General features: G+C 44.5%; 18 protein-coding genes. 10 read left to right on the top strand and 8 right to left on the bottom strand.

Features of this window, described 5'->3' with window-relative positions:
- Nucleotides 1-29: 29 nt before the first annotated feature.
- On the bottom strand, nt 30-578 hold the full coding sequence (locus AC1MBV_RS10510) for a hypothetical protein (RefSeq protein WP_255747749.1): 549 nt from the start codon (nt 576-578) through the stop codon (nt 30-32).
- Nucleotides 579-811: 233 nt separating this feature from the next.
- Here AC1MBV_RS10510 and AC1MBV_RS10505 point away from each other — a divergent pair, with 233 nt between their 5' ends.
- On the top strand, nt 812-1,330 hold the full coding sequence (locus tag AC1MBV_RS10505; RefSeq protein ID WP_255747750.1) for a GNAT family N-acetyltransferase: 519 nt from the start codon (nt 812-814) through the stop codon (nt 1,328-1,330).
- An 873-nt stretch (nt 1,331-2,203) separates the two neighbouring features.
- A complete protein-coding gene (locus AC1MBV_RS10500; protein ID WP_480948215.1) occupies nt 2,204-3,898 on the top strand; it encodes an adenine deaminase C-terminal domain-containing protein in 1,695 nt (564 codons plus the stop codon).
- A 424-nt stretch (nt 3,899-4,322) separates the two neighbouring features.
- Here AC1MBV_RS10500 and truA read toward each other — a convergent pair whose 3' ends face one another.
- The gene (gene truA / locus AC1MBV_RS10495; protein ID WP_255747753.1) at nt 4,323-5,060 is read right to left on the bottom strand and encodes a tRNA pseudouridine(38-40) synthase TruA; all 738 of its coding nucleotides are present in this window, start codon (nt 5,058-5,060) and stop codon (nt 4,323-4,325) included.
- A gap of 217 nt (nt 5,061-5,277) precedes the next feature.
- Here truA and menB point away from each other — a divergent pair, with 217 nt between their 5' ends.
- Nucleotides 5,278-6,099 carry a 1,4-dihydroxy-2-naphthoyl-CoA synthase gene (gene menB, locus AC1MBV_RS10490; protein WP_255747754.1) on the top strand — a complete coding sequence of 274 codons (822 nt, stop codon included), beginning with the start codon at nt 5,278-5,280 and terminating at the stop codon, nt 6,097-6,099.
- Nucleotides 6,096-7,589 (top strand): o-succinylbenzoate--CoA ligase, encoded by a 1,494-nt coding sequence (locus AC1MBV_RS10485; RefSeq protein ID WP_255747755.1) that lies wholly within the window; start codon nt 6,096-6,098, stop codon nt 7,587-7,589. The genes menB and AC1MBV_RS10485 overlap by 4 nt, the downstream gene beginning before the upstream one ends.
- A 22-nt stretch (nt 7,590-7,611) precedes the next feature.
- Here AC1MBV_RS10485 and AC1MBV_RS10480 read toward each other — a convergent pair whose 3' ends face one another.
- Nucleotides 7,612-7,773 carry a hypothetical protein gene (locus AC1MBV_RS10480; RefSeq protein WP_255747756.1) on the bottom strand — a complete coding sequence of 54 codons (162 nt, stop codon included), beginning with the start codon at nt 7,771-7,773 and terminating at the stop codon, nt 7,612-7,614.
- A 249-nt stretch (nt 7,774-8,022) separates the two neighbouring features.
- Between AC1MBV_RS10480 and AC1MBV_RS10475 the strand changes: the two genes are divergently transcribed.
- The 3 genes from AC1MBV_RS10475 to AC1MBV_RS10465 are packed head-to-tail and all read left to right on the top strand — an operon-like array spanning nt 8,023 to nt 10,481.
- Nucleotides 8,023-8,505, top strand: a complete 483-nt coding sequence (locus tag AC1MBV_RS10475; RefSeq protein WP_255747757.1) for a PH domain-containing protein — start codon at nt 8,023-8,025, stop codon at nt 8,503-8,505.
- Nucleotides 8,495-9,934 carry a PH domain-containing protein gene (locus AC1MBV_RS10470; protein WP_255747758.1) on the top strand — a complete coding sequence of 480 codons (1,440 nt, stop codon included), beginning with the start codon at nt 8,495-8,497 and terminating at the stop codon, nt 9,932-9,934. The genes AC1MBV_RS10475 and AC1MBV_RS10470 overlap by 11 nt, the downstream gene beginning before the upstream one ends.
- A 22-nt stretch (nt 9,935-9,956) precedes the next feature.
- A complete protein-coding gene (locus tag AC1MBV_RS10465) occupies nt 9,957-10,481 on the top strand; it encodes a CcdC protein domain-containing protein (protein ID WP_255747759.1) in 525 nt (174 codons plus the stop codon).
- Nucleotides 10,482-10,561: 80 nt separating this feature from the next.
- Here AC1MBV_RS10465 and AC1MBV_RS10460 read toward each other — a convergent pair whose 3' ends face one another.
- Nucleotides 10,562-11,263, bottom strand: coding sequence for a uracil-DNA glycosylase (locus AC1MBV_RS10460; protein WP_480948214.1), 702 nt, complete (start codon nt 11,261-11,263; stop codon nt 10,562-10,564).
- Between the two features lie 52 nt (nt 11,264-11,315).
- Nucleotides 11,316-12,881 (bottom strand): bifunctional metallophosphatase/5'-nucleotidase, encoded by a 1,566-nt coding sequence (locus tag AC1MBV_RS10455; RefSeq protein WP_255747761.1) that lies wholly within the window; start codon nt 12,879-12,881, stop codon nt 11,316-11,318.
- A gap of 226 nt (nt 12,882-13,107) precedes the next feature.
- Here AC1MBV_RS10455 and AC1MBV_RS10450 point away from each other — a divergent pair, with 226 nt between their 5' ends.
- Nucleotides 13,108-14,028, top strand: a complete 921-nt coding sequence (locus AC1MBV_RS10450; protein WP_255747762.1) for a phosphate/phosphite/phosphonate ABC transporter substrate-binding protein — start codon at nt 13,108-13,110, stop codon at nt 14,026-14,028.
- A 464-nt stretch (nt 14,029-14,492) separates the two neighbouring features.
- On the opposite strand, the gene phnE (AC1MBV_RS10445) is transcribed toward AC1MBV_RS10450, so the two are convergent.
- The 3 genes from phnE (AC1MBV_RS10445) to phnC are packed head-to-tail and all read right to left on the bottom strand — an operon-like array spanning nt 14,493 to nt 16,833.
- Nucleotides 14,493-15,293 carry a phosphonate ABC transporter, permease protein PhnE gene (phnE, locus tag AC1MBV_RS10445; RefSeq protein ID WP_255747763.1) on the bottom strand — a complete coding sequence of 267 codons (801 nt, stop codon included), beginning with the start codon at nt 15,291-15,293 and terminating at the stop codon, nt 14,493-14,495.
- The gene (gene phnE / locus AC1MBV_RS10440; protein WP_255747764.1) at nt 15,290-16,066 is read right to left on the bottom strand and encodes a phosphonate ABC transporter, permease protein PhnE; all 777 of its coding nucleotides are present in this window, start codon (nt 16,064-16,066) and stop codon (nt 15,290-15,292) included. The genes phnE (AC1MBV_RS10445) and phnE (AC1MBV_RS10440) overlap by 4 nt, the downstream gene beginning before the upstream one ends.
- On the bottom strand, nt 16,063-16,833 hold the full coding sequence (gene phnC / locus AC1MBV_RS10435; RefSeq protein ID WP_255747932.1) for a phosphonate ABC transporter ATP-binding protein: 771 nt from the start codon (nt 16,831-16,833) through the stop codon (nt 16,063-16,065). Before phnC ends, phnE (AC1MBV_RS10440) begins: the two co-directional genes overlap by 4 nt.
- A 306-nt stretch (nt 16,834-17,139) precedes the next feature.
- On the opposite strand from phnC, the gene AC1MBV_RS10430 reads away from it, so the two are divergent.
- Together AC1MBV_RS10430 and AC1MBV_RS10425 are read left to right on the top strand one after the other, a co-directional pair.
- Nucleotides 17,140-19,161 (top strand): penicillin-binding transpeptidase domain-containing protein, encoded by a 2,022-nt coding sequence (locus AC1MBV_RS10430; RefSeq protein WP_255747765.1) that lies wholly within the window; start codon nt 17,140-17,142, stop codon nt 19,159-19,161.
- A 170-nt stretch (nt 19,162-19,331) separates the two neighbouring features.
- Entirely contained in the window at nt 19,332-20,225 is an 894-nt protein-coding gene (locus AC1MBV_RS10425) for an effector binding domain-containing protein (RefSeq protein WP_480948213.1), read from the top strand.
- The last annotated feature ends 58 nt before the right edge of the window (nt 20,226-20,283 follow it).

Genomic DNA, 20,283 nt, shown 5'->3' with positions numbered 1-20,283 from the left:
CCCCTTCTCGTTTCATCACATAAAATGAACTACTTCCCCCATTTTTCATTAGCCGTTTGCATTTGCGGATACAGCGTTTTTTCCAACAAACCGTCATCATCGATTACATTTATTGCGACGACCTTGCCATCGTCAGTGGTATTTATATCTCCCATGATAGTGGCAGTGTTTGTTTTGCCATTTTTAATGTAGTCCACATCAATTTTGAACGTGTACCCTCCGGACTTAGCTTTTTTTACTTCGATTGGTGTTGTCGCTTTCAATTGATAATCAGCCATAAATGCCGTTTGCAGAAAAATGGTTCCTTGATTAGAATTTATGAACTCTTGAAGGTACTGTTTTGCGATGACAGACTTATATTTTTCTTCTAAATAGGGGGTCAATGCTTGCGGATCTTCTGTAGCCTGTATCTTAAACAATTTCTTTTGTTCTGCATCCGGACCTGTGACTATACTTTTCAAAACCGTTCGGATTGTTTTCTCACTTTTATTATGCAGACTTGTGTCCTCACTTGAACAACCCGCAACAAAAATAAAAACAGATATAAGAATTGCCCATTTCGGTAAAACGCTTTTCATAGATTAGGTCCTCCTTGCTTTAGAAAAAGGTTAAATATGAAGAAAATCGGTGGATGTGATGATTTAAAGGCTGCATGTCGAATCGTAGATGCAGGCAATAACAGATCGTTTTGCAGAAAAGGTTTAAGCTGGGGTTGGTTCAGTTTAATCATTGTGACTGGTCTTACAGACTATTTTTCTAAATAATAACATTATAGGTAATAGTGAGTAAACAAAAAATGTAAGGTGATTCAATGAGTGAGCGATTATATTTACACATTCCTCTATTCAATGAACTCAATTATCGGCAAAAAATACTTGCGCAGCCTGACACGATGTCCTACAACAAAGGCTACGACCTGCAGCTTGACAATTATGATCAGAAAACCGGATGTATTGATTTTAGCAAAGACTATTGGACAGACTGGTATTCACGATGGGGCAGCCAAGCATCGAAGCGTTATTACGCGTATATCATTCAAAAAAATGAGCAACTGCCTATCGGTGATGCCGCACTTCGCTACGATGAAGAACAACGGGCCTACTGTGTCAGCTTAGTTATCGAGGCCAAATATAGGGGTTATGGATACAGTGAAGAAGCCTTGCGCTTACTTCTTGATGTAGCATTCAATCAGTTAGATGCAGAAAAGGTATACGATGATTTTCCTAAAACAAGAATATCGGCAGAGAAAGCGTTTCAAAAGGTGGGGTTCAAAAGAATTTCTGATGAAATTGTCGAGCTGACCAAAGATGATTATTTTAGTAAACTTTAACTCAATCGGTACATGAAAAATACAACTAGTTTTTTACCCAAGCAGATATTCCGTAATTCACCTACATACTTCATGATAAAGTAGTTTTTTCTGCTCTATAATTGAGGAAAATGACTACTGCGTGGTTGACGGAAGATGTGCAGCAAGGGCTGATTTAAATCAGCTAAAGTTCAACCTAACGAACGAAAAGATGAACCGAATTTCTGGAAATTTCAACCGAAGAGAAGGAGTTAGACCGAACGCCCAAAAAGTTAGGCCGAATCCGATAAAAATTAGACCAAACCCGTGAAAGGTTAGTCCGAACCCGATAAAAGTTAGACCGAACCTGGTGAAAGTTAGACCGAATGAAGCAGAGTAACGCAATTTTCTCATACATTTTGTGAATTTAGTAATTTTGCTTTAACTTTTGGAGGATTGGCTTTAAGTTTTCCATTGTTGGCTTTCACTTTTCTCAAATTAGCTTTAACTTTTGAGGTTAGCTTTCACTTTCGGTAGGTTGGCTTTAAGTTTTGCATCATTAGCTTTCACTTTTCACGGATTAGCTTTAACTTTTGTATTTCACCACTTTTCTCATTAACTTCACTGCATACTGCGCAGTGCGTAATTACTGCGCACTATCAAAAATGAAATGACCTCATTTGTAATGAACTATCTTCATGATCATTCAACACTCTCTTCAGCCCTTATAACAACAATCGTTGTCTATTGAGAGTAAACGTTAAATATCGTAGTCGTCAATGAGCGGACAACCCACAACACTGCCTTATGCCCTCGGAAAAATATTTTTCTACGCTCTCAAAGTAGTCCCGTCCATGAAAAGTCTTGTCCATCTCTGTATAATAGAGACAACTTGTCAGAATGAGATGTGAGCGTATGAAACCATTAACCGAAGAGGCGCACCGTCGTCTGATTGAAACTGCGCGTAAAAAAGAACCGGCATCCGTATATTTTCCAGATGCTTCTGTGCTTCATGTCTATTCAGGAATCGTTCAAAAAGAAAATGTATGGATCAGTGGCGATCGGATTGCCTATGTCGGTCCGGATGAACCGCTGATCTCAGATAAAACGGATATTTTCCATTTAAAAGAGAACCAGATAATAGTACCCGCTTATATCGAGCCTCATGCTCACCCGTTCCTTCTCTATAATCCGCTCACTTTAGGCACTTATTTAACGGAAAAAGGAACAATGATTTCGGTCAACGACAATAGCTTCGCATCTGCGCATTTAAATGAAGAGCAAATGCGTGCTTTTGTTAATGAACTGGATCAAACCGGGCACCACACATGGCTTTGGTGGGCGTATTTCGAAGAACATCTCCCCTCTACGGCTACACTGGAAAAGTGGCTGGATCAGCCATATGTGATGCAGGGCGGAGAACTCAGCCACTGGCTGCCGTTCAAATTAGGTTCACCTGATTTATATGAGAAGCTTTTCGCAGTCAGGCATTCTGGAAAACGGATGGAAAGCCACCTGCCCGGCTCGTCGGTCAATACATTAAACCTGTTCGCGTCCGCCGGCATTTCGGCTGACCACGAATCCATGACTGCGCGTGATGTCATCAATCGACTGAATCTCGGCTACTACACGGCGATTCGTTATTCTTCCATTCGTCCGGATCTTCCGGAGATCATGAGTGGATTAGCGGAACATCCGGGACTTGATTTGTCCAAATTAATGTTAACCAATGACGGTGCCTCACTCCCTTTCTTGAAGCAGGCAACACACGCCTCGATGATCAAGCTTGCAATGAAAAGTGGAATTTCAATGCCGGACGCGTACCGCATGGCGACTTTGAATCCAGCCGTGTACTACCGCATGGATGACACCATCGGAAGCATCTCTCCGGGAAGAATTGCGGACATCAATATCATCGAACGATTGGATGATCCGGAACCGACAAGCGTTCTTTTCGAAGGAAAATGGCTTGTGCGTGATGGGGAAAAAGTGGCGAACCCAGCAAGCTTTGCATGCGAACATTACTTTAATCAAGCGAATCTCGCGCACCTGCCAAACCATTGTCCGGAGCAAGAAACGACAACCATTGGTCTTGAACTCCAGAACAGCGTCATTACCCGCCCGTACACCTTTGATCCGAAGAGTACATTAGCGGAAAACGAGTGTTATTTAACGTATGTTTGCCGTACAAACGGTGCACATCTGAGCACGCGAATCAAGAACTTTTCGCATTCTCTCCGTGCTCTTGCAAGCACCTATTGTGCCTCCGGGGATATTTTGATTATTGGACGAGACAGAAAGGCAATGGCGCATGCTTATCAAACGATTCGTGATGGATTCCAGGGCATTACCGCGCAATTTGATGAGAGCGGCGCATTCTCAATTAATCTCGATCTACTTGGTGTCATGAGTAAAAAGTCGATGAACGCACTGAGTTCCGAGGCCGAGCAATTCATCGAACACATGAAAAAGAACGGATTCGCCTTTGACGATCCGTTCTTCTGCCTGTTTTTCCTGACCGAACTGCATCTTCCTTTTATTCGTCTTACGTCAAAAGGAATCATCGAGATCAAATCAAACGAAATTATTGCCCCAAACATTAATAAGTGATCTTCTCCAAGTACAGTGGTTTTGTTGTCATATAATCACCTTAACTATATAATGAATGTATAAAGAACATGCAGTGATGAATAATAAAACCATACGGATCTATTCATCCGTATGGTTAACAAGGAATCAAGCAATATCCGCGTTGAGCGGATGCAGCGCAAAATCAAAGCAGCACTACAGTGAATGATTCACTTCAATTATTGCCACTGCGAATGGCATATGAAGCGGATCATTTCTTTTTGTTAGACAGCATGAGCACCAGAACACCGAAAGAAATCATCAGAGTCAAGGATTGAAACACTGTCATGGCGCCACCCCCTTTCACAAGGGTGCTACCGTATCCGCTCATATGCACAGCTATTACTTGATCCTGTCATTATAACATCTAAAGAGCCTAAACCTGCTATTTACGGGGTGCGTTTATTTAATAAGTAATCTTCTCCAAATACAGTCCGCAGGCTTCGGCCATGCGGCCTGTTTGTATGCGTTCATTTGACGCCAGAATTTGCGGGATCGCAGCTGCATCAATCGCACCGAGTCCGACCTCGATTAATGTGCCGACCATTTTCCGAGCCATGTTGTAGAGAAATCCGTCGCCTGTTAATCGAATGTCGAAGAATCCGTCATACGCATCGATCGTAATCGCTGAGATTGTCCTCGCCATCGACTTTTTCTTTGATTTTGCATTTGCGTAAGCAGTAAAATCATGCGTGCCAATGAAGTCCTGGCCTGCCTGCTTCATCAACGCGACATCTAAGTTTTCAGCCACATGCATGCTGTATTTTCTCATAAAGGGATTGCTGATCGGTCCGTTCCAAATTTTATATAAATAGGTCTTTTCCTTAGCATTATAACGAGCGTGAAAACGTTCGGGCACAATGGCCACGTCAATCACGCTGATGTCCTGAGGCAGCTGATGATTCAAATGCGTATAAATATCTTCCTCAGTCAACAATTTCTTCGTTTTAAAATTGGCGATCTGACCAAGCGCGTGAACGCCGGCATCTGTTCTGCTGCAACCGACGATCTCAACCGGTTCGCCGACGAGCACCGTAAGTGACTGTTCGATTTTTCCTTGGATTGTATTCTTATCATCGCCCAGCCGCTGCCATCCTTTATAGCGGCCGCCGTCGTACTGAATCGTTAATTTGTAATTGTTCATATTTTGCACCCTCTGCGGTTTCAATGGTGACCGGCGCTTATGCTCGGTCTTCCGCATTGTCCCCCAATATCAACCTCCTGTCAATTTTCCCTCATTGACCTCGTTTCTAAGTAAGCTCCTTAATCGGAAAAGCTCTATGAGTTGTGCTACAATATGAGTGTTACTTTTGACAAAACAGTGACAAATCAACCTATTTATGAGAAAGCCAGGTGAACTCATGTCCACAATCGAGTGGAAAAAAGTGAAAGACTATGAAGACATTTTCTTCGAAACCTACGAGGGAATTGCAAAAATTACAATTAACCGACCGCATGTCCGCAATGCGTTTACACCGAATACAGTAGTTGAAATGATCGACGCATTCGCTTGGGCACGTGATGATGCATCCATCGGCGTCATTATCCTTACCGGTGCCGGAACGAAGGCATTCTGCTCCGGTGGAGATCAGAAGGTGCGCGGCAATGGCGGTTATGTAGGAAAAGACAATATTCCACGTTTGAATGTGCTTGATCTGCAGCACCTGATTCGAATCATTCCAAAGCCGGTTATCGCAATGGTTGCCGGCTACGCCATTGGCGGCGGAAATGTGCTTCAGGTCGTATGCGACTTAACGATCGCTGCGGACAATGCAGTCTTTGGCCAGACAGGACCGAAAGTCGGCAGCTTCGATGCAGGTTACGGCGCAGGCTATTTAGCGCGTATTGTCGGCCATAAAAAAGCACGTGAAATCTGGTACTTATGCCGCCAGTATAACGCGCAGCAGGCCTTGGACATGGGACTTGTCAACACGGTTGTCCCACTCGACCAGCTTGAAGAAGAAACCGTAAAATGGGCGCGCGAAATGTTGTCGAAGAGTGCCACAGCGCTCAGATTCCTCAAAGCGTCGTTTAATGCGGATACGGACGGACTCGCGGGTCTCCAACAATTCGGCGGAGACGCGACGCTGCTTTATTACACAACTGACGAAGCAAAAGAAGGACGCGACGCCTTTAAAGAAAAACGCGATCCTGATTTCAGCAGATTCCCTAAGTTCCCATGATCTCAGATACACAGCCGTCCATGCCGCAGTGGCTTAGCCAACGGGCTCGACTGACTCCGGATCGGATCGCATTTGAAACGGAGAATGAGCAGCTCACGTTCAAACAATTGCTGGCGCGCGTCCATCAAGCTGTATCAGCGCTCCGGTCCGCTGGGGTTCATCCTGCCGATCACGTCGCGTCGCTTCAAGGCAACACCTTGCCTTGCGCCATTACGGTCCATGCGCTTATGATGCTTGGCGCGGTTATGGTGCCTCTGAATACCCGATTATCTGTGGACGAGCTTGCCGGACAAATTGAGGATAGCGGCTGTCAACGCCTAATCACGGATCAGAAGTACGAACAAAAGGCAGCGCAAGCTATCGAACAAATCAACTGCGCGCTCATTCATACAGATAAATGGATAGAATGCGACCCCTTGCTGGACGATTTCGATACAGAAATCCAGTTAGGGAATCCATGCACGATTATTTTCACCTCAGGTACAACCGGACATCCGAAAGGCGTTGTGCTCACCTATGGGAACCATTGGTGGAACGCGAACGCCTCTCTAATTAATCTCGGGCTTACACCTGATGACAAGTGGCTCTGCTGCGTCCCGCTTTTCCATGTCAGCGGCCTATCCATTTTAATGAAAAGTGTGATTTACGGTATGCCGGTATATCTGCAGGAAAAATTTGAACCGCAGGCCGTCAATCAATTAATTACGGATAGCGGAATCACACATATCTCCGTCGTTGCCTCAATGCTACAGCGGATGATGGACGAGCTTGATGATCATTTTTCCTATCCAAAAACTCTGCGCTGCATCCTGCTCGGCGGCGGGCCTGTGCCCAAATCATTGCTTCAGCGTTGTCTCGATCAAGAGATGCCCATCTATCAAACGTACGGCATGAGTGAAACCGCCTCGCAAGCGGTCACTTTGCCGCCTGAGTATATGCTTAAAAAAGCGGGTTCGGCGGGACAGCCGCTTTTTCCGCTCCAAGTTCGCATCTCAGCGGAAGCACCCAATGAGCCTGGAGAAATTTTGATTAAAGGACCAACCGTTTTCAGCCACTATTTAAATAATCCTGAAGCAACCCATGAGGCTTTTGATGGTGAATGGTTTCACTCAGGTGATATTGGTTATCTGGATGAGGATGGATTTCTGTTCGTTCTGGATCGCCGAAAAGATTTGATCATTTCCGGTGGGGAAAATGTTTATCCTGCTGAAGTTGAATCCGTTTTAAATGGTTGCGCGGGGATTTTGAGAGCCGGAGTGATTGGTGTTCCGGATACGCAATGGGGATGCGTTCCCATCGCTTTCGTCAGCCTTAAAGAAGGCACTGGTTTTTCCGAATCAGAACTCATCAACGAATGTAAGCAACATTTAGCATCTTACAAGGTGCCAAAGCGTATTTTTACTCTGGCGGAATTGCCTGAGAACGCTTCGCACAAACTGCTCAGGCGCAAGCTTTATGAAGAATATGAGAAAATGAATAGCATTAAATAAAAACCGGGACAAGCCCGGTTTTTTATTTTAGCAATGAACGATCTCTAGCGATTGGAATCTCACGGACAACAATTTCTGCGTGGCAGACCGGACAGTGAATTTTTTTTACGGCCCACTCGCTTGAACGATGTACACGCATGTCCGCTCCACTTTGGTAACCATTATAGTGATGACATGTATCCATGACTGTTTCCTCCCTTCATTATCTGCTATACCCGCATTAAACCGATTTTCATGGATAACATCGTTATTTTCAGCACTTTCCTGTCTGTATCGATTACGACATAAATATGCCACAAATACCACTTATTTCCTTTTAAGATCATTTATCCGGTCATGTTATACTTTTACTAGATAGAAAAAATTGACTGTTGCACGAGCCTTCCAAAAAGGGTCAAATACTGCCTCAGTATCAATGAAAGGTGGGAACTATTTGGAAAAAAGACAACTCAATCCTAGAATTCTAACGATTTGGCGCCAAAGGGCAATTATGACACATCTCATTGTTTGGCTAATTATCGGCGGATTCGTCACAAGTATCTTCTTTTTTGACTGGCCGCACTTCCTGTTCTATATTGCCGGCGCTCTAGCCGCGCTCAACATTCTCCAGCTGATCCTTTACGTGTTTGTTTTTCCAAGCATCAATTACCGAACGTTTTTCTATGCAATTAGACAAGAGGATCTATTAATTCAAGATGGCATTTTTATCATTACTCAGACTGTTATTCCGTTTACCCGCGTGCAAAATGTAGAGACCGAACAAGGACCGCTGCTGCGCAAGCATCACCTGACTGCCGTATCCGTCACGACTGCGGCCGGTGAGCATGAAATTCCGGCTTTGGAAGAGTCCGATGCACTCGCTCTTCGCGATCAAATAGCGGAGTTGATTAAGGAGAATCCTGCCAATGAAATCTAAAGGCAAACATCTCCATTTCTTCGCAATAATCAGTGATGCCGTCTCAACACTGTGGAGCATCATCGTTCCGCTCGGCTTCGGCTTTGCATGGGGGATGCGTCATCTCGGTCAAATTACCGGCTATGCCCTCATCATTCTGCTTGTTATTATTGTCTTTAACTTTTTTAAATGGCTGCGGTTCAAATATGAATTCGTCGATGATCAATTTCATATCCGTTCAGGGGTTTTAGTGCGCAGCGACCGTTACATTCGCATTCAGAGAATTCAATCGGTGCAGATCAAAACGAATCTGCTGCTTCGTCTGCTCGGTGTGGTTCAATTAAAATTCGACACCGCGGATCAGGCATCCAAAGGCGACATGGTCCTCTCCGCGCTCAAGCTTGAGGAAGCGGAGAAAATCAAGGCAGAGGTCAGCCGTGGAAAAACGCAGAAGTCGATTATCTTTGCTGTAGAAGATCCCACCGAGGCTCCAAAGGTCGTTGATGACTCACCAAAAAAAGTCTATGCGCTCTCCGGAAAACGGCTGCTCGGCGCCTCGCTGCTCACCTCTAAAGTCGGTGTCGTACTTGCGGCAGTATTTGGTCTTTGGTCACAGGCCGATGACTTTATACCCGACAGCATCCAAGGGCAGTCATTGAGCTACCTGGAACATGCTTCGCTGGTCGGAATGATCATCATCATCGGTATGGTGATTCTTATGCTTTGGCTTGTTTCTTTAGTCAGCGCGCTGCTTCGCTGGGGCTTCTTCAAACTTTCCGTGCATGAAGGAGAATGGCGAATCCATCGCGGCGTGTGGGAGACCAGCGATGAAACCTATAAAACCGACCGAGTTCAAGCAATACGTATCAAAGAACAATGGCTGCAGCAATTATTCGGTTGGTGTACGGTCTATGCTGATTGCAGCGGCAGTATTGATTTGGAGAAAAGCAACGGCGGATCAGTTCTCGTCTTCCCGCTCCTTCGAAAAAAGGAATTGCCTGATTTTCTTGAAACAGCTATTCCCAGATTTTCCGGACCGATCAAGCGCCATCCATTACCCATGCGTGGCACGCTCTACCGCATGATTCTGCCGGCAATCTTTTGGATTGGTTTATGCTCCGTGCTTACTTGGCGGCTGGACTGGGGAAAATACTCACTTATTGCCCTGCCGTTCATTCTTGCCTATTTCTGGTTTAAGAATCGCTCAGAAGGCTGGGCACTTATGGACAAACGACTCATTGCGATCAACCGATGGCTGACAAAAACCACCACAATTACACGAAAAGAACATATTCAATCGTTTGCGAAAAGGCAATCGCGGATCCAAAAGAAGCTTCATTTATCAACGTGCTCGGCAACCATTCGCGCATCCACTGCTGAAATCATTACCATTCATCAACTCGATGAAACAGATGCGGACAAGTTATTTCAATGGTTTAGAAAAAAATGAGGGTCAGAGGAGGAAGCGGTCAATGAATGACTATTCTTGGATTATAATGACCGTAATTATTTTGTTTGCTCTCTACCGCCGCATTCGCCGTAACATTGGCTGGCAACTTTTTAAAGTCAGACGCATGATGATTCGACTATCATTGTGCACAATAATTGGTTTATTTTTTCTTTTAGGCAGCTTCTCTCATCCGATCAGTTTTATTTCGGATCTTATCGGGTTACTGGCCGGAGCATCTCTGGCTTATTACAGTTCAAAGGTGACACAGCTGGAGCATCGGAATGATCGTTGGCATTACCGGACCAATGTATGGATCGGAGGTTTGGTCAGTGCTCTATTTATCGGCCGACTTCTTTACAGATTCTATGAAGTTTATTCGAGCGGCGTACTCCAAGGAAGTACCGTCACCGCGCGGCAGCTGAATACGAACAGCACATGGACAGCCGGCTTGCTCCTAATCATGTTTGCCTATTACGTTGTCTATTATCTTCTGCTCCTAATCAAGCAAAAACAAGTCAGTCGCGCTTTAGAAAGTGCCGATCAATAATACTTGAATCTTTAACCCAATGAGGTAATGTTTCTGTAAAACAACAGTCCGCCGAGGCGAATCGCCTTGACGGACTGTTTTCATGACTTAGAAAGTTCCGGTTCTTCAATGGAAACCTGCCAGTTAATCGGCGTTTCGCCAACCGATTCCAGGAACTGATTGGTTCGCGAAAAAGGATGACTGCCGAAGAAGCCGTAACGAGCAGAAAAAGGGCTCGGATGCGGCGATTTAATGATGAAATGCTGTTTATTGGTGATCAATTCTTCCTTCGCCTGAGCATTCCGCCCCCAAAGAATGAACACGATCGGCTGCTGCCGCTCGTTCAAATCGCGGATCACAGCATCGGTGAACTGTTCCCAGCCCATCCCTTTATGCGAATTGGCAGCACCACGACGAACGGAAAGCACTGTGTTGAGCAGCAGCACGCCTTGGCGCGCCCATTCGATCAGGCATCCATGTTTCGGAATCTCGCAGCCGAGATCATCCTTTAATTCTTTAAAAATATTTTGCAGCGACGGCGGCTGTCTCACGCCGGGCATAACTGAAAAGCTGAGCCCATGCGCCTGACCCGGTTCATGGTAAGGGTCCTGCCCCAGGATAACCACCTTCACCTTTTCGTATGGCGTGTAATTAAGGGCATTGAAAAGATCGTACATATCAGGATAAATGGTTTTCGTCGTATACTCTTCTTTGAGAAACTGCCGCAGCTTCTGATAGTAGTCCTTTTCAAATTCCGTCTTCAGCAAGGGTTCCCAGTCATTTTTCAAAATGTTCTTTTCCAATTTTGTGCACCTCTCTGGTTATGATGAGCGCTAATCGCTAAAGGGTCTTCTATTAATAAATAAGCTTCCAGTTATGATCAACGGTTGCCTTGATTATTTTTTTCTCAAGTACTTCATTGGCAATCAGTTCCGTCACATCAACCGGAATGTCCTTGACAACCGGCTTGTTGCAGAACATGAAATAATCACCGCCACCGACTGCACGGTAATTGTTCATCACCACATCGTACTGTCCGTCCATTTTCACCGGAGTTCCATGATAGTTCAGTTTAACGACACGTTCTCCCGCGGGACGTGAGATGTCGATGATATAGTTAATGCCTTCCCACATATCATAGTTGTAATGCTGCGGTTTCGGATCGGTAAATGCCTTGCTGACCTTAATTGGACCGCCGGTATACGTCTCGAAATAGGAGGCTGAACGTTCGAGTGCGTCCAGCATATCCTGTCCGCTGATCCGCAGTACGCGCAGGGTGTTCGGATAGATGTAATTTGCGACGATGTCGCGCATCGACACATTCTCAGGCATCCCTGGTGACTCGTTATTAAAAAGTGCGGTTGAACTGATATCCGCACCGGATGCTTTCATTTGAAGCCGATTAATAAATTCAATCAGCGGATGATCTTGAGTACGCACCTTCATCGGATCGCGAACAAGCATATCGCCTTCAATCTTGCCAAGCGGATGATCCAGCCAGGTCTGCGCATCTTTTTCATAGGCATCCACATAACTGAGAAGCTGCGTATCTGCCTCTATTCCCTGGACGGGAAGGAGTTCGGATTTTTTCGATGTGATTTGCCAACCTTCAGCGACATTCTCCAATTGGATAGTTACTTTTCCCAAATGTGTGCCGTTGCATCCTGGCTGAATGACAGTCACTCCGTTAATTGTCTTTCCATAGATCATCCGATGCTGGTGTCCTGTAAGCAATACATCGATGTTCGGCACATCCTGACAAATTTGGTACGCTTGATTTTCGCCCTTCAATTCTTCAATCGCTTCGCCTGTATCCAAATCGCGTCCGAATCCGCCGTGATAAGATAAAATCACGACGTCCGCTTTCTCCTCATTTTTTAAAAACGGAACCCATTTATTGGCCGTATCCACCGGATCATCAAAGCGCATACCTTTAATGTGTTCCGGTTTCTCCCAGTTCGGAACATACTTCGTTGTCAGACCCAAGACAGCAACGCGAAGACCTTGAGCATAGTTTTTTATGATATAAGGTGTGCCAAAGAACGGTTCACCTGTTGATTCACGAACAATATTAGCAGCCAGCCATGGAAAGTCAGAGGCAGCAACCGCCCGATTCAGCACATCACTTCCAAAATTAAACTCGTGATTGCCAAATACCGCACAATCATAATTAAGCTTATTCGCAATAACCGCCATCGGATTAGGACGTTTATGATCAAATCGCGCATAATAATAAAGCAGCGGTGTACCTTGGATCATGTCGCCATTATCCACTAGTAAAGTACACGGATTCTCAGTACGCTCTTTATAAATAAGTGTGGCAATTTTCCCCATCCCAACATCCTTCGGACTGTTATCTGCGTATCGAATGGGGTAGATGCTCCCATGAACATCGCTTGTCTCCAAAATAACTAGTTTCATCGTCTCAGTGTCACCTCTCGTTCCACTACCATACTAACATGCTATGAACGATTTGCGTCAAAAAAAATACCCTTACATAAAATCATCAAAAAAGTGAGAAATTACACGTCAATGTAAAAAATTTGATAACTTTGTCACATTTAGTATTCTTTTGGAAAAAAATGAATTATGATTGATGAAGACGTTTTATGTCTACATCATTTAAACCCTCGGAGGCGATTTTTTTATGTTCAAGAAAAGCTTCACACTGTTTCTCGCTCTCGGTCTTATCGTTAGTATTCTAGCTGGATGCGGAAACAGCAACTCTGCCGAAAAATCCAAATCATATGTGCCTAAAAAGCTGGTCATCGGATTTGTTCCTTCTTCAAACGCAGATACCCTCGAAGCAAAAGCGAAACCACTTGGAGATCTTCTCTCTAAGAAACTCGGTATTCCGGTAAAGGTTCAAGTTACTACCGACTATAACGGCGTTATTGAAGCTATGTCATCAAAGAAAATGGACATCGGATTCTTGCCTCCTACCAGCTACGTTCTTGCCCATGAAAAAGGTTATGCAGACGTATTGCTGCAAGCACAGCGCTATGGTGTCAATCCAAAAGACGGATCAAATACAACTGAAAAAGTAGACTACTACTATTCTGGTATGCTTGTACGAAATGACTCAGGAATTAAATCAATCAAAGACTTGAAGGGTAAAAAAATTGGTTGGCAGGATGCTACGTCAACTGCCGGTTATGTATTCCCTGCTGTTGCAATGAAGAAAGCAGGAGTTGATCCGCAGAAAGATGTTACCGGTGTAACTCTTCAAGGTCATGATAAAGGCGTTCTGGCTGTTCTTAATAAAGATGTTGATGCAGCACCGGTATTCGTAGATGCGCGTAACATTGTTAAAGCCGAAAACCCGAATGTATTCAAAGACACACACTATCTCTTCCAAACAGAAAAAATTCCAAACGATACAATCAGTGTACGTCCGGATATGTCTAAGAAATGGCAGAAAAAAATCTCTGATGCATTTGTTTCGATCGGCAAAGATCCTGAAGGCGAAAAAGTCATCTATGCTATTTACAGCCATGTTGGCTATGCACCTTCCAAGGACTCAAACTTTGACACCGTTCGTAAATACAACAAAGAAATCGGCGAATAAACACAATAAAGCAAAAACAGCCCCGGTTCACTGCTTAGGCAGCTCGCCGGGGTTTTATTTTACACAAACAATAAAGTATAAAGATTTAACGGAATTTAGTGTAAGTGGTCCGGTAAAACGCCGCGTCCTGCGGCTCACCGTACCTAGGCCATCCATGGTCGTCGCAACTAAGCCTTCATCTTTATCAGAAGCTTGACGAAGCCAAGTTTTCTAATGTTTAAATATTGATAGGTTTAATCTAAGAAACTATAAAAAGCAAGGTCAAAGACGACTCATCGTCTCCAGCCTTGCTTTTATCTCATTACCGAACTTCATTCGTTTCCACTTTTCGTGATTCCGTTTCAACTTTTTTTCCGATTCGTTACAAGTCCGGACATCCGCACATCTTACGAGTTATTGCACCTCTTTCGTCAACGATGCAATAAACTATAATTTTTCTTTATCGGACAGAAAATATGTTTCAATTAGACCAATCGTTTGCGGATCGCACCCGAGATCAAGTCAATAATTGATACCATAACGATGATACCGAGCAGAATAACACCGACTCGATCCCAACGATGCGCGTTCAGTGCAAAGATGAGCGGGGCACCGATACCACCGGCGCCAACCATACCCAAGATAGCCGCGGAACGAACACTGATTTCAAAACGATAAAGCGTATATGAGAAGAATTGTGGCATGACCTGCGGGACAATCGCAAACCATAAGGTCTGAAATTTATTTGCACCACATGCCCGCAACGCCTCTGCAGCGCTAAAATCCATATCTTCAATGGATTCGCCAAACAACTTGCCTAACATACCGATTGAGTGAAAGCCCAGCGCAAGTACGCCGGCAAAGGCTCCCAGACCAACAGCTTTAATAAACAGAAGTGCCATGATTAATTCCGGAAATACACGAATCGCACTCAGAAAGATCTTTCCTGCCGAGGAAACAAAACGATAGCGGTTCATGTTTCTCGCTGCCCAGAATGCAAAGGGAACGCAAAGAATTGCGGAAATAAATGTACCAAGAACGGCGATATTAAAGGTTTCAAGTAATGCATGCAGTAAATCTTCACCGCCAGGCTGGCTGACATAGCCCCAATCAGGATGAGACATGCCGGAAAAAATAGCCTTAGCTGCTTGCAAAGCGGTTGGTTTTAATTCGAAATTTTTGAAGAAACCCGTAAATGCCCAAACATAGATAATAAGCACAATAAGAGCAATCGTCCAATTTCTGAGACGCTTCATAAGCGGTTTTTTCATCGTTGTATTCATCATATCAGCTTCTCCCGAATTCTATTGCTGAGTCCGTCAATGATCAAGACAACAACAAAGGTGTAGAGGATAATCGACATGACACGGTCGTATTGAAGAAAACCGAGTGTCCGGCTGAGATACAGTCCTATACCGCCGGCACCGACGTAACCGAGAATCGTTGCCGCACGCACATTGATTTCAAAACAGTAGAGGAAATAGGACATATATGGAGCAACTACTTGCGGGATAACACCGAGAAAAATCCACTGTAATTTATTTGCGCCAACGGCAGTCATCGCTTCAAGCGGGCCCTTGTCAATCGCCTCGATCGACTCGTAGGCAAGCTTGGCTATAACCCCAAAAGAAAAGACAGCCAGAGCAAATATTCCGGATACAAAACCAATGCCGAAGATCGGAACAAACAATGCCGCAAGTAGCAGTTCCGGTATCGTTCGTATTAAATTCATGACAAATCGGAAGGGAATAGCAATCCATCCTTTTTTCACAATATTTCGTGAAGCAAACAACGCAAAAGGAATCGCGACGATCCCGCCGAAGGTCGTTCCGAGCACCGCCATTCGAATCGTCTCCAGCATGGCCGAGGTTACATAGTTAAAATAGCTCCAATCGGGCGGAAACATTTGTGCGAGCAACGCACCCATATTCGATAAATTTGAAAAAAGTTCAACCAGCGACACTCCCGTCTGCTTCGAAGCACTCCAAATAAGCAGAATAAAAAATAGTATGATCAGACTTAGCTTGAGCTTCGCTACTCTCCGTTTTGCTAGATTCACCGACTATTCGCCTCCGCTCCCTGCCCTTTGCCGGAGCGTTGATAGATTTGATCGAACGTTTCATCAACTGCCTCGTCCACAGAACCGTCAAAGACAACTTCACCGGCGCGAATGCCGATAATACGCGTCGCATATTTCTTTGCCAAATCAACGGAGTGCAAATTGACGACCGTTGTAATGCCAAGTTCTAGATTCACGCGTTTCAAATCATCAAGAACCTGAACCGTTGTCACAGGGTCCAGGGACGCAACTGGTTCGTCAGCGAGAATAATAGTCGCCTCTTGGGCTAATGCGCGTGCAATCGACACACGCTGCTGCTGGCCGCCGGAGAGTTCATCTGCTCGAGAATAAGCCTTTTCTTTAATATTTACACGATCCAGCGCCGACAATGCCAGCGTAACATCCTGTTTCGGCCAAAGGCCAAGAATCGTCCGAAGCGTTGAATGATAGCCAACCCTTCCCGACAGGACATTCTTCAAAACTGAGGAACGTTTTACGAGATTAAAATTTTGGAAGATCATGCCGATATCGCGCCTCATGCGCAAGAGCCGCTTGCCTTTTGCCCTTGTGATCGAATTTCCTTTAATCACGATTTCCCCTTCAGTGATCTCATTCAAACGGTTAATTGAACGTAACAGCGTCGACTTTCCGGCGCCGGATAGACCAACAATGACAACAAATTCCCCTTTATCAATCGATAAATTGACATGCTTTAGTCCTTGAGTACCGTTTGGATATGTTTTCGATACATTCTTGAACTCGATCACTTTTTCCATATTGCTCGATCACTCACTTCCATTTTCATTTAAAACGAATAAATTATAATGACTATTCATGTCAAAATCATGATCATTATACGCAAAATACTAGATAAAATCTATGTTTTCAACCAGATTATACATTTTTTACAGAGTTTTAAAATTGTTATTAGCAAGTTTATCGGCATTTCGACATTCTATCCTATATAATAAGAATTGAGTAGCTAGTTGGACAACCCGCATGGAATCAGTATTGCTGGAATATATATGAGATGAATTGACCCCGTTCCGAACTTTATGGAGGTGTTTCCCTTAATGAATAAATATCAATTTAAGCTCCCCGTCCTCTTGATCATTTTCGCTGTCTTACTTCTCACACTCTCATCTTGCGGAAATCAGCCGACAGCAAAGGATCGTATGGAAGACTATGTCAAAGCATGGCAGAAACAAGACTTTTCCAAAATGTATAACTTTCTTTCAAACCAATCGCAAAAAAGCGTTAGCAAAACAGACTTTGTTTCCAGATACAAACGAATTTATGATGCAATAGAAGCAGGAAAATTGAAAACCAGCATTAAAGAAAACACGAAAAAAGAAGGAATTGTGCAGCTGAATGCAACGCTCAATACGGTAGCCGGCCCGGTAAAATTTTCTCAATCGGTACAATTAAAGGAAGAGAAACGTAAGGAAAAGCAGAATTGGTACGTCAGCTGGAAACCGAGCATGATTCTTCCGGGTATGAGCACCGGTTCCAAAATACGTGTCGATACGTTGGCCAGTACGCGCGGAGAAATCGTCGACCGCAACGGCAAACCATTGGCGATCAATGGAACTGCCGATCGGATTGATCTTATTCCCGGCAAGATGGGTTCGGACAGTGACAAGGCAGCCACAATCAAAAAATTGACCGAGCTGCTTGGTGTCAGCAAAGAACAAATTAATCAGGCTCTTGCCGCTTCATGGGTCAAGGTGGACAGTCTTGTTCCTATTACTACCATTGATGCGTCGAAAACCAAGCTGGTGAAAGATGTTACCGAATTGCCTGGTGTGGTTAAAACAGACGTTGCAAGCAGGGTCTATCCCGATAAAAATGCAAGTGCACATTTAACCGGATATGTTGGCAAAATGACTGCCGAGCTTTTGAAAGAGCATCCAAACGAGGGCTACAACGCCAACTCAGTGATTGGTAAAACCGGACTCGAGCTGCTGTTTGAAAAACAGCTCCGTCAGCACAATGGCGCAGCAATCCTTTTACTTGATCCAACAGGAGCAGCAGCCGGAACTATTGCGAAAAAAAATCCGGTTAACGGTAAGAATATTCAGCTGACGATCGATCGAAACGTTCAGGATGCGCTGTACGGCCAGCTTAAAAAGGATGCGGGAACCGGAGTTGCTATTGATCCGAGGAACGGCGATATACTCGGACTGGTCAGCGCACCATCCTATAATCCCAATGATTTCGTCCTTGGAATCTCATCGAGTGAGTACCAAAAATTGAGCAATGACAAGGAACAACCGTTAAGAAATCGTTTTACCGCTGCATCCGCACCCGGATCAACTTTTAAACCACTGACTGCGGCGATCGCTTTAACTCATAAAGCAATTAGTCCTGATACGCAGATTGCAATCAGCGGAAGCAAATGGCAGGAGAACAGTTCTTGGGGAGACTACTATGTCACTCGAGTCAATCATGATCCTAAGGTCAATCTGCAGACTGCGTTGTTCAAATCGGACAATATTTATTTTGCGCAGGCAGCACTCAAAATCGGCGGCTCAACTTTTGCCTCCGATGTCAAGAAATTCGGGTTTGGCGAATCCTTGCCAATTGAGTATCCGATGCGCAAATCGACCATCTCAAATGACGGAAAACTGGACAGTGAATCGCTTCTTGCCAATTCCGGATATGGTCAGGGCCAAGTCAGTGTCAACCCGCTTCATTTATCATTGATTTATTCAGCATTTGTTAATGACGGAAGCATGATCAAGCCGCGACTGATCAAAACCAATAATCCGCCAACTTTCTGGAAGAAAAATGTGATGTCTGCAGGTATTGCTCAACTGTTAAACAAGGATCTGATCCAAGTTGTTGACAATTCTTCAGGAACCGCACATGATGCGAAAATAAATGGTTTGACCCTTGCCGGAAAAACAGGTACTCCGGAATTCAAACAGAAACAGGGTGAATCCGGCCGGGAAAACGGCTGGTTCGTCGCCTATAATACGGATGACCCTAAACTGATGGTCACCATGATCGTTGAAAACACCGAAAAACACGGCGGCAGCCACTATGTCACGCCTAAGGTTAAAAAGGTCTTTGAGCAAATTCTGAATAAATAGTACGTAACAGATTTATGATGTGCACCGCAAAAGTTAGGCTAAAAAACTAACTTTTGCGGTGCTTTTTGAATTCTAAAAATGCATCCTCTATAAAACTTCGCCATTTTGGAACAGCATCTTTTTGTTGCTTTGCTATACTAAGCTTACCGTACGGTTGGAGGGAATGCTTTATGGACATGACAGCAATTTTGCAAGATACTCTGGAATATGTTGACGAGCATATCACAGACGATATCAACGCAGATCATTTAGCAGCACGCGCCGGGTTTTCGACTTGGCATTTTTGTCGGCTCTTTCAATGGGGCGTTGGTTATTCAGTGATGGCCTATGTACGAAACCGCCGCCTTGCTTTTGCAGCTTATGAGCTGACTTCCGGCCGGAGAATTCTCGATATTTCTCTGAACTATGGGTTTGAGACCCACTCGGGGTTTTGTAAAGCTTTTCGTCGTTATTTCGGCTGTTCGCCGGGAACCTACCGTTTGCATGCGCATTGTGATCGTCCGTTCCCGCCAAGCATTCCCCGCACAAACAAATATTTGAATGGAGGAATTATTTTGGAACCGAGATTTGTTACCCTTTCCGCTGTAAAACTCGCAGGATTTGCCCTCAAAACGACTTCATCCGATGGAGAAAATAGTAAAGAAATACCAAACTTTTGGAACAACTATATGAATGATGGGCGTATGGAAAAGCTTCACGCCGAGGGCTTTATCAAAAAACACGATGAGTACGGTGCGTGTTTTCCGGAAGATCCTGAAACCGGTGCATTTGACTATGTCATCGGTGTTGAACCCAAGGATGACGCAACAATTCCGGATAGCTATCACGTTTGTGAATTGCCGCCTGCAACTTATGCTGTGTTTTCAACACCGGCATGCAATGCCGAAACCTTCGTGGCTGCCATTCAGGGCACTTGGAACTACATCTTTAATGAGTGGTTTGCTCAATCCGGATACGAGTATGCGCCGGGGTGTGCCGACTTCGAACTGTATGATGACCGATGCATGTCGGACACGGGAAAGATATGTGACATTTATATTCCAATAGTAAAAAAACAAAGATAAGAGCTTCATACAAAAACGGATACCTCAACTTACAGGTATCCGTATTTTGCATTGCGCC

This window comes from Sporolactobacillus sp. PKPK-6, assembly GCF_056678885.1.
The sequence above is the reverse complement of the archived record's forward strand: the minus strand, read 5'-3'. Positions and strand labels throughout refer to the sequence as shown.

What these genes read in the sequence shown, in the direction of transcription:
- AC1MBV_RS10450 (WP_255747762.1), top strand. Translation starts at nt 13,108, where the DNA reads ATGTTCAAGAAAAGCTTCACACTGTTTCTCGCTCTCGGTCTTATCGTT.
- AC1MBV_RS10470 (WP_255747758.1), top strand. Translation starts at nt 8,495, where the DNA reads ATGAAATCTAAAGGCAAACATCTCCATTTCTTCGCAATAATCAGTGAT.
- AC1MBV_RS10465 (WP_255747759.1), top strand. Translation starts at nt 9,957, where the DNA reads ATGAATGACTATTCTTGGATTATAATGACCGTAATTATTTTGTTTGCT.
- AC1MBV_RS10500 (WP_480948215.1), top strand. Translation starts at nt 2,204, where the DNA reads ATGAAACCATTAACCGAAGAGGCGCACCGTCGTCTGATTGAAACTGCG.
- phnE (WP_255747763.1), bottom strand. Translation starts at nt 15,293, where the DNA reads ATGATGAATACAACGATGAAAAAACCGCTTATGAAGCGTCTCAGAAAT.
- menB (WP_255747754.1), top strand. Translation starts at nt 5,278, where the DNA reads ATGTCCACAATCGAGTGGAAAAAAGTGAAAGACTATGAAGACATTTTC.
- AC1MBV_RS10425 (WP_480948213.1), top strand. Translation starts at nt 19,332, where the DNA reads ATGGACATGACAGCAATTTTGCAAGATACTCTGGAATATGTTGACGAG.
- AC1MBV_RS10455 (WP_255747761.1), bottom strand. Translation starts at nt 12,881, where the DNA reads ATGAAACTAGTTATTTTGGAGACAAGCGATGTTCATGGGAGCATCTAC.
- AC1MBV_RS10430 (WP_255747765.1), top strand. Translation starts at nt 17,140, where the DNA reads ATGAATAAATATCAATTTAAGCTCCCCGTCCTCTTGATCATTTTCGCT.
- AC1MBV_RS10485 (WP_255747755.1), top strand. Translation starts at nt 6,096, where the DNA reads ATGATCTCAGATACACAGCCGTCCATGCCGCAGTGGCTTAGCCAACGG.
- truA (WP_255747753.1), bottom strand. Translation starts at nt 5,060, where the DNA reads ATGAACAATTACAAATTAACGATTCAGTACGACGGCGGCCGCTATAAA.
- AC1MBV_RS10510 (WP_255747749.1), bottom strand. Translation starts at nt 578, where the DNA reads ATGAAAAGCGTTTTACCGAAATGGGCAATTCTTATATCTGTTTTTATT.
- AC1MBV_RS10480 (WP_255747756.1), bottom strand. Translation starts at nt 7,773, where the DNA reads ATGGATACATGTCATCACTATAATGGTTACCAAAGTGGAGCGGACATG.
- AC1MBV_RS10505 (WP_255747750.1), top strand. Translation starts at nt 812, where the DNA reads ATGAGTGAGCGATTATATTTACACATTCCTCTATTCAATGAACTCAAT.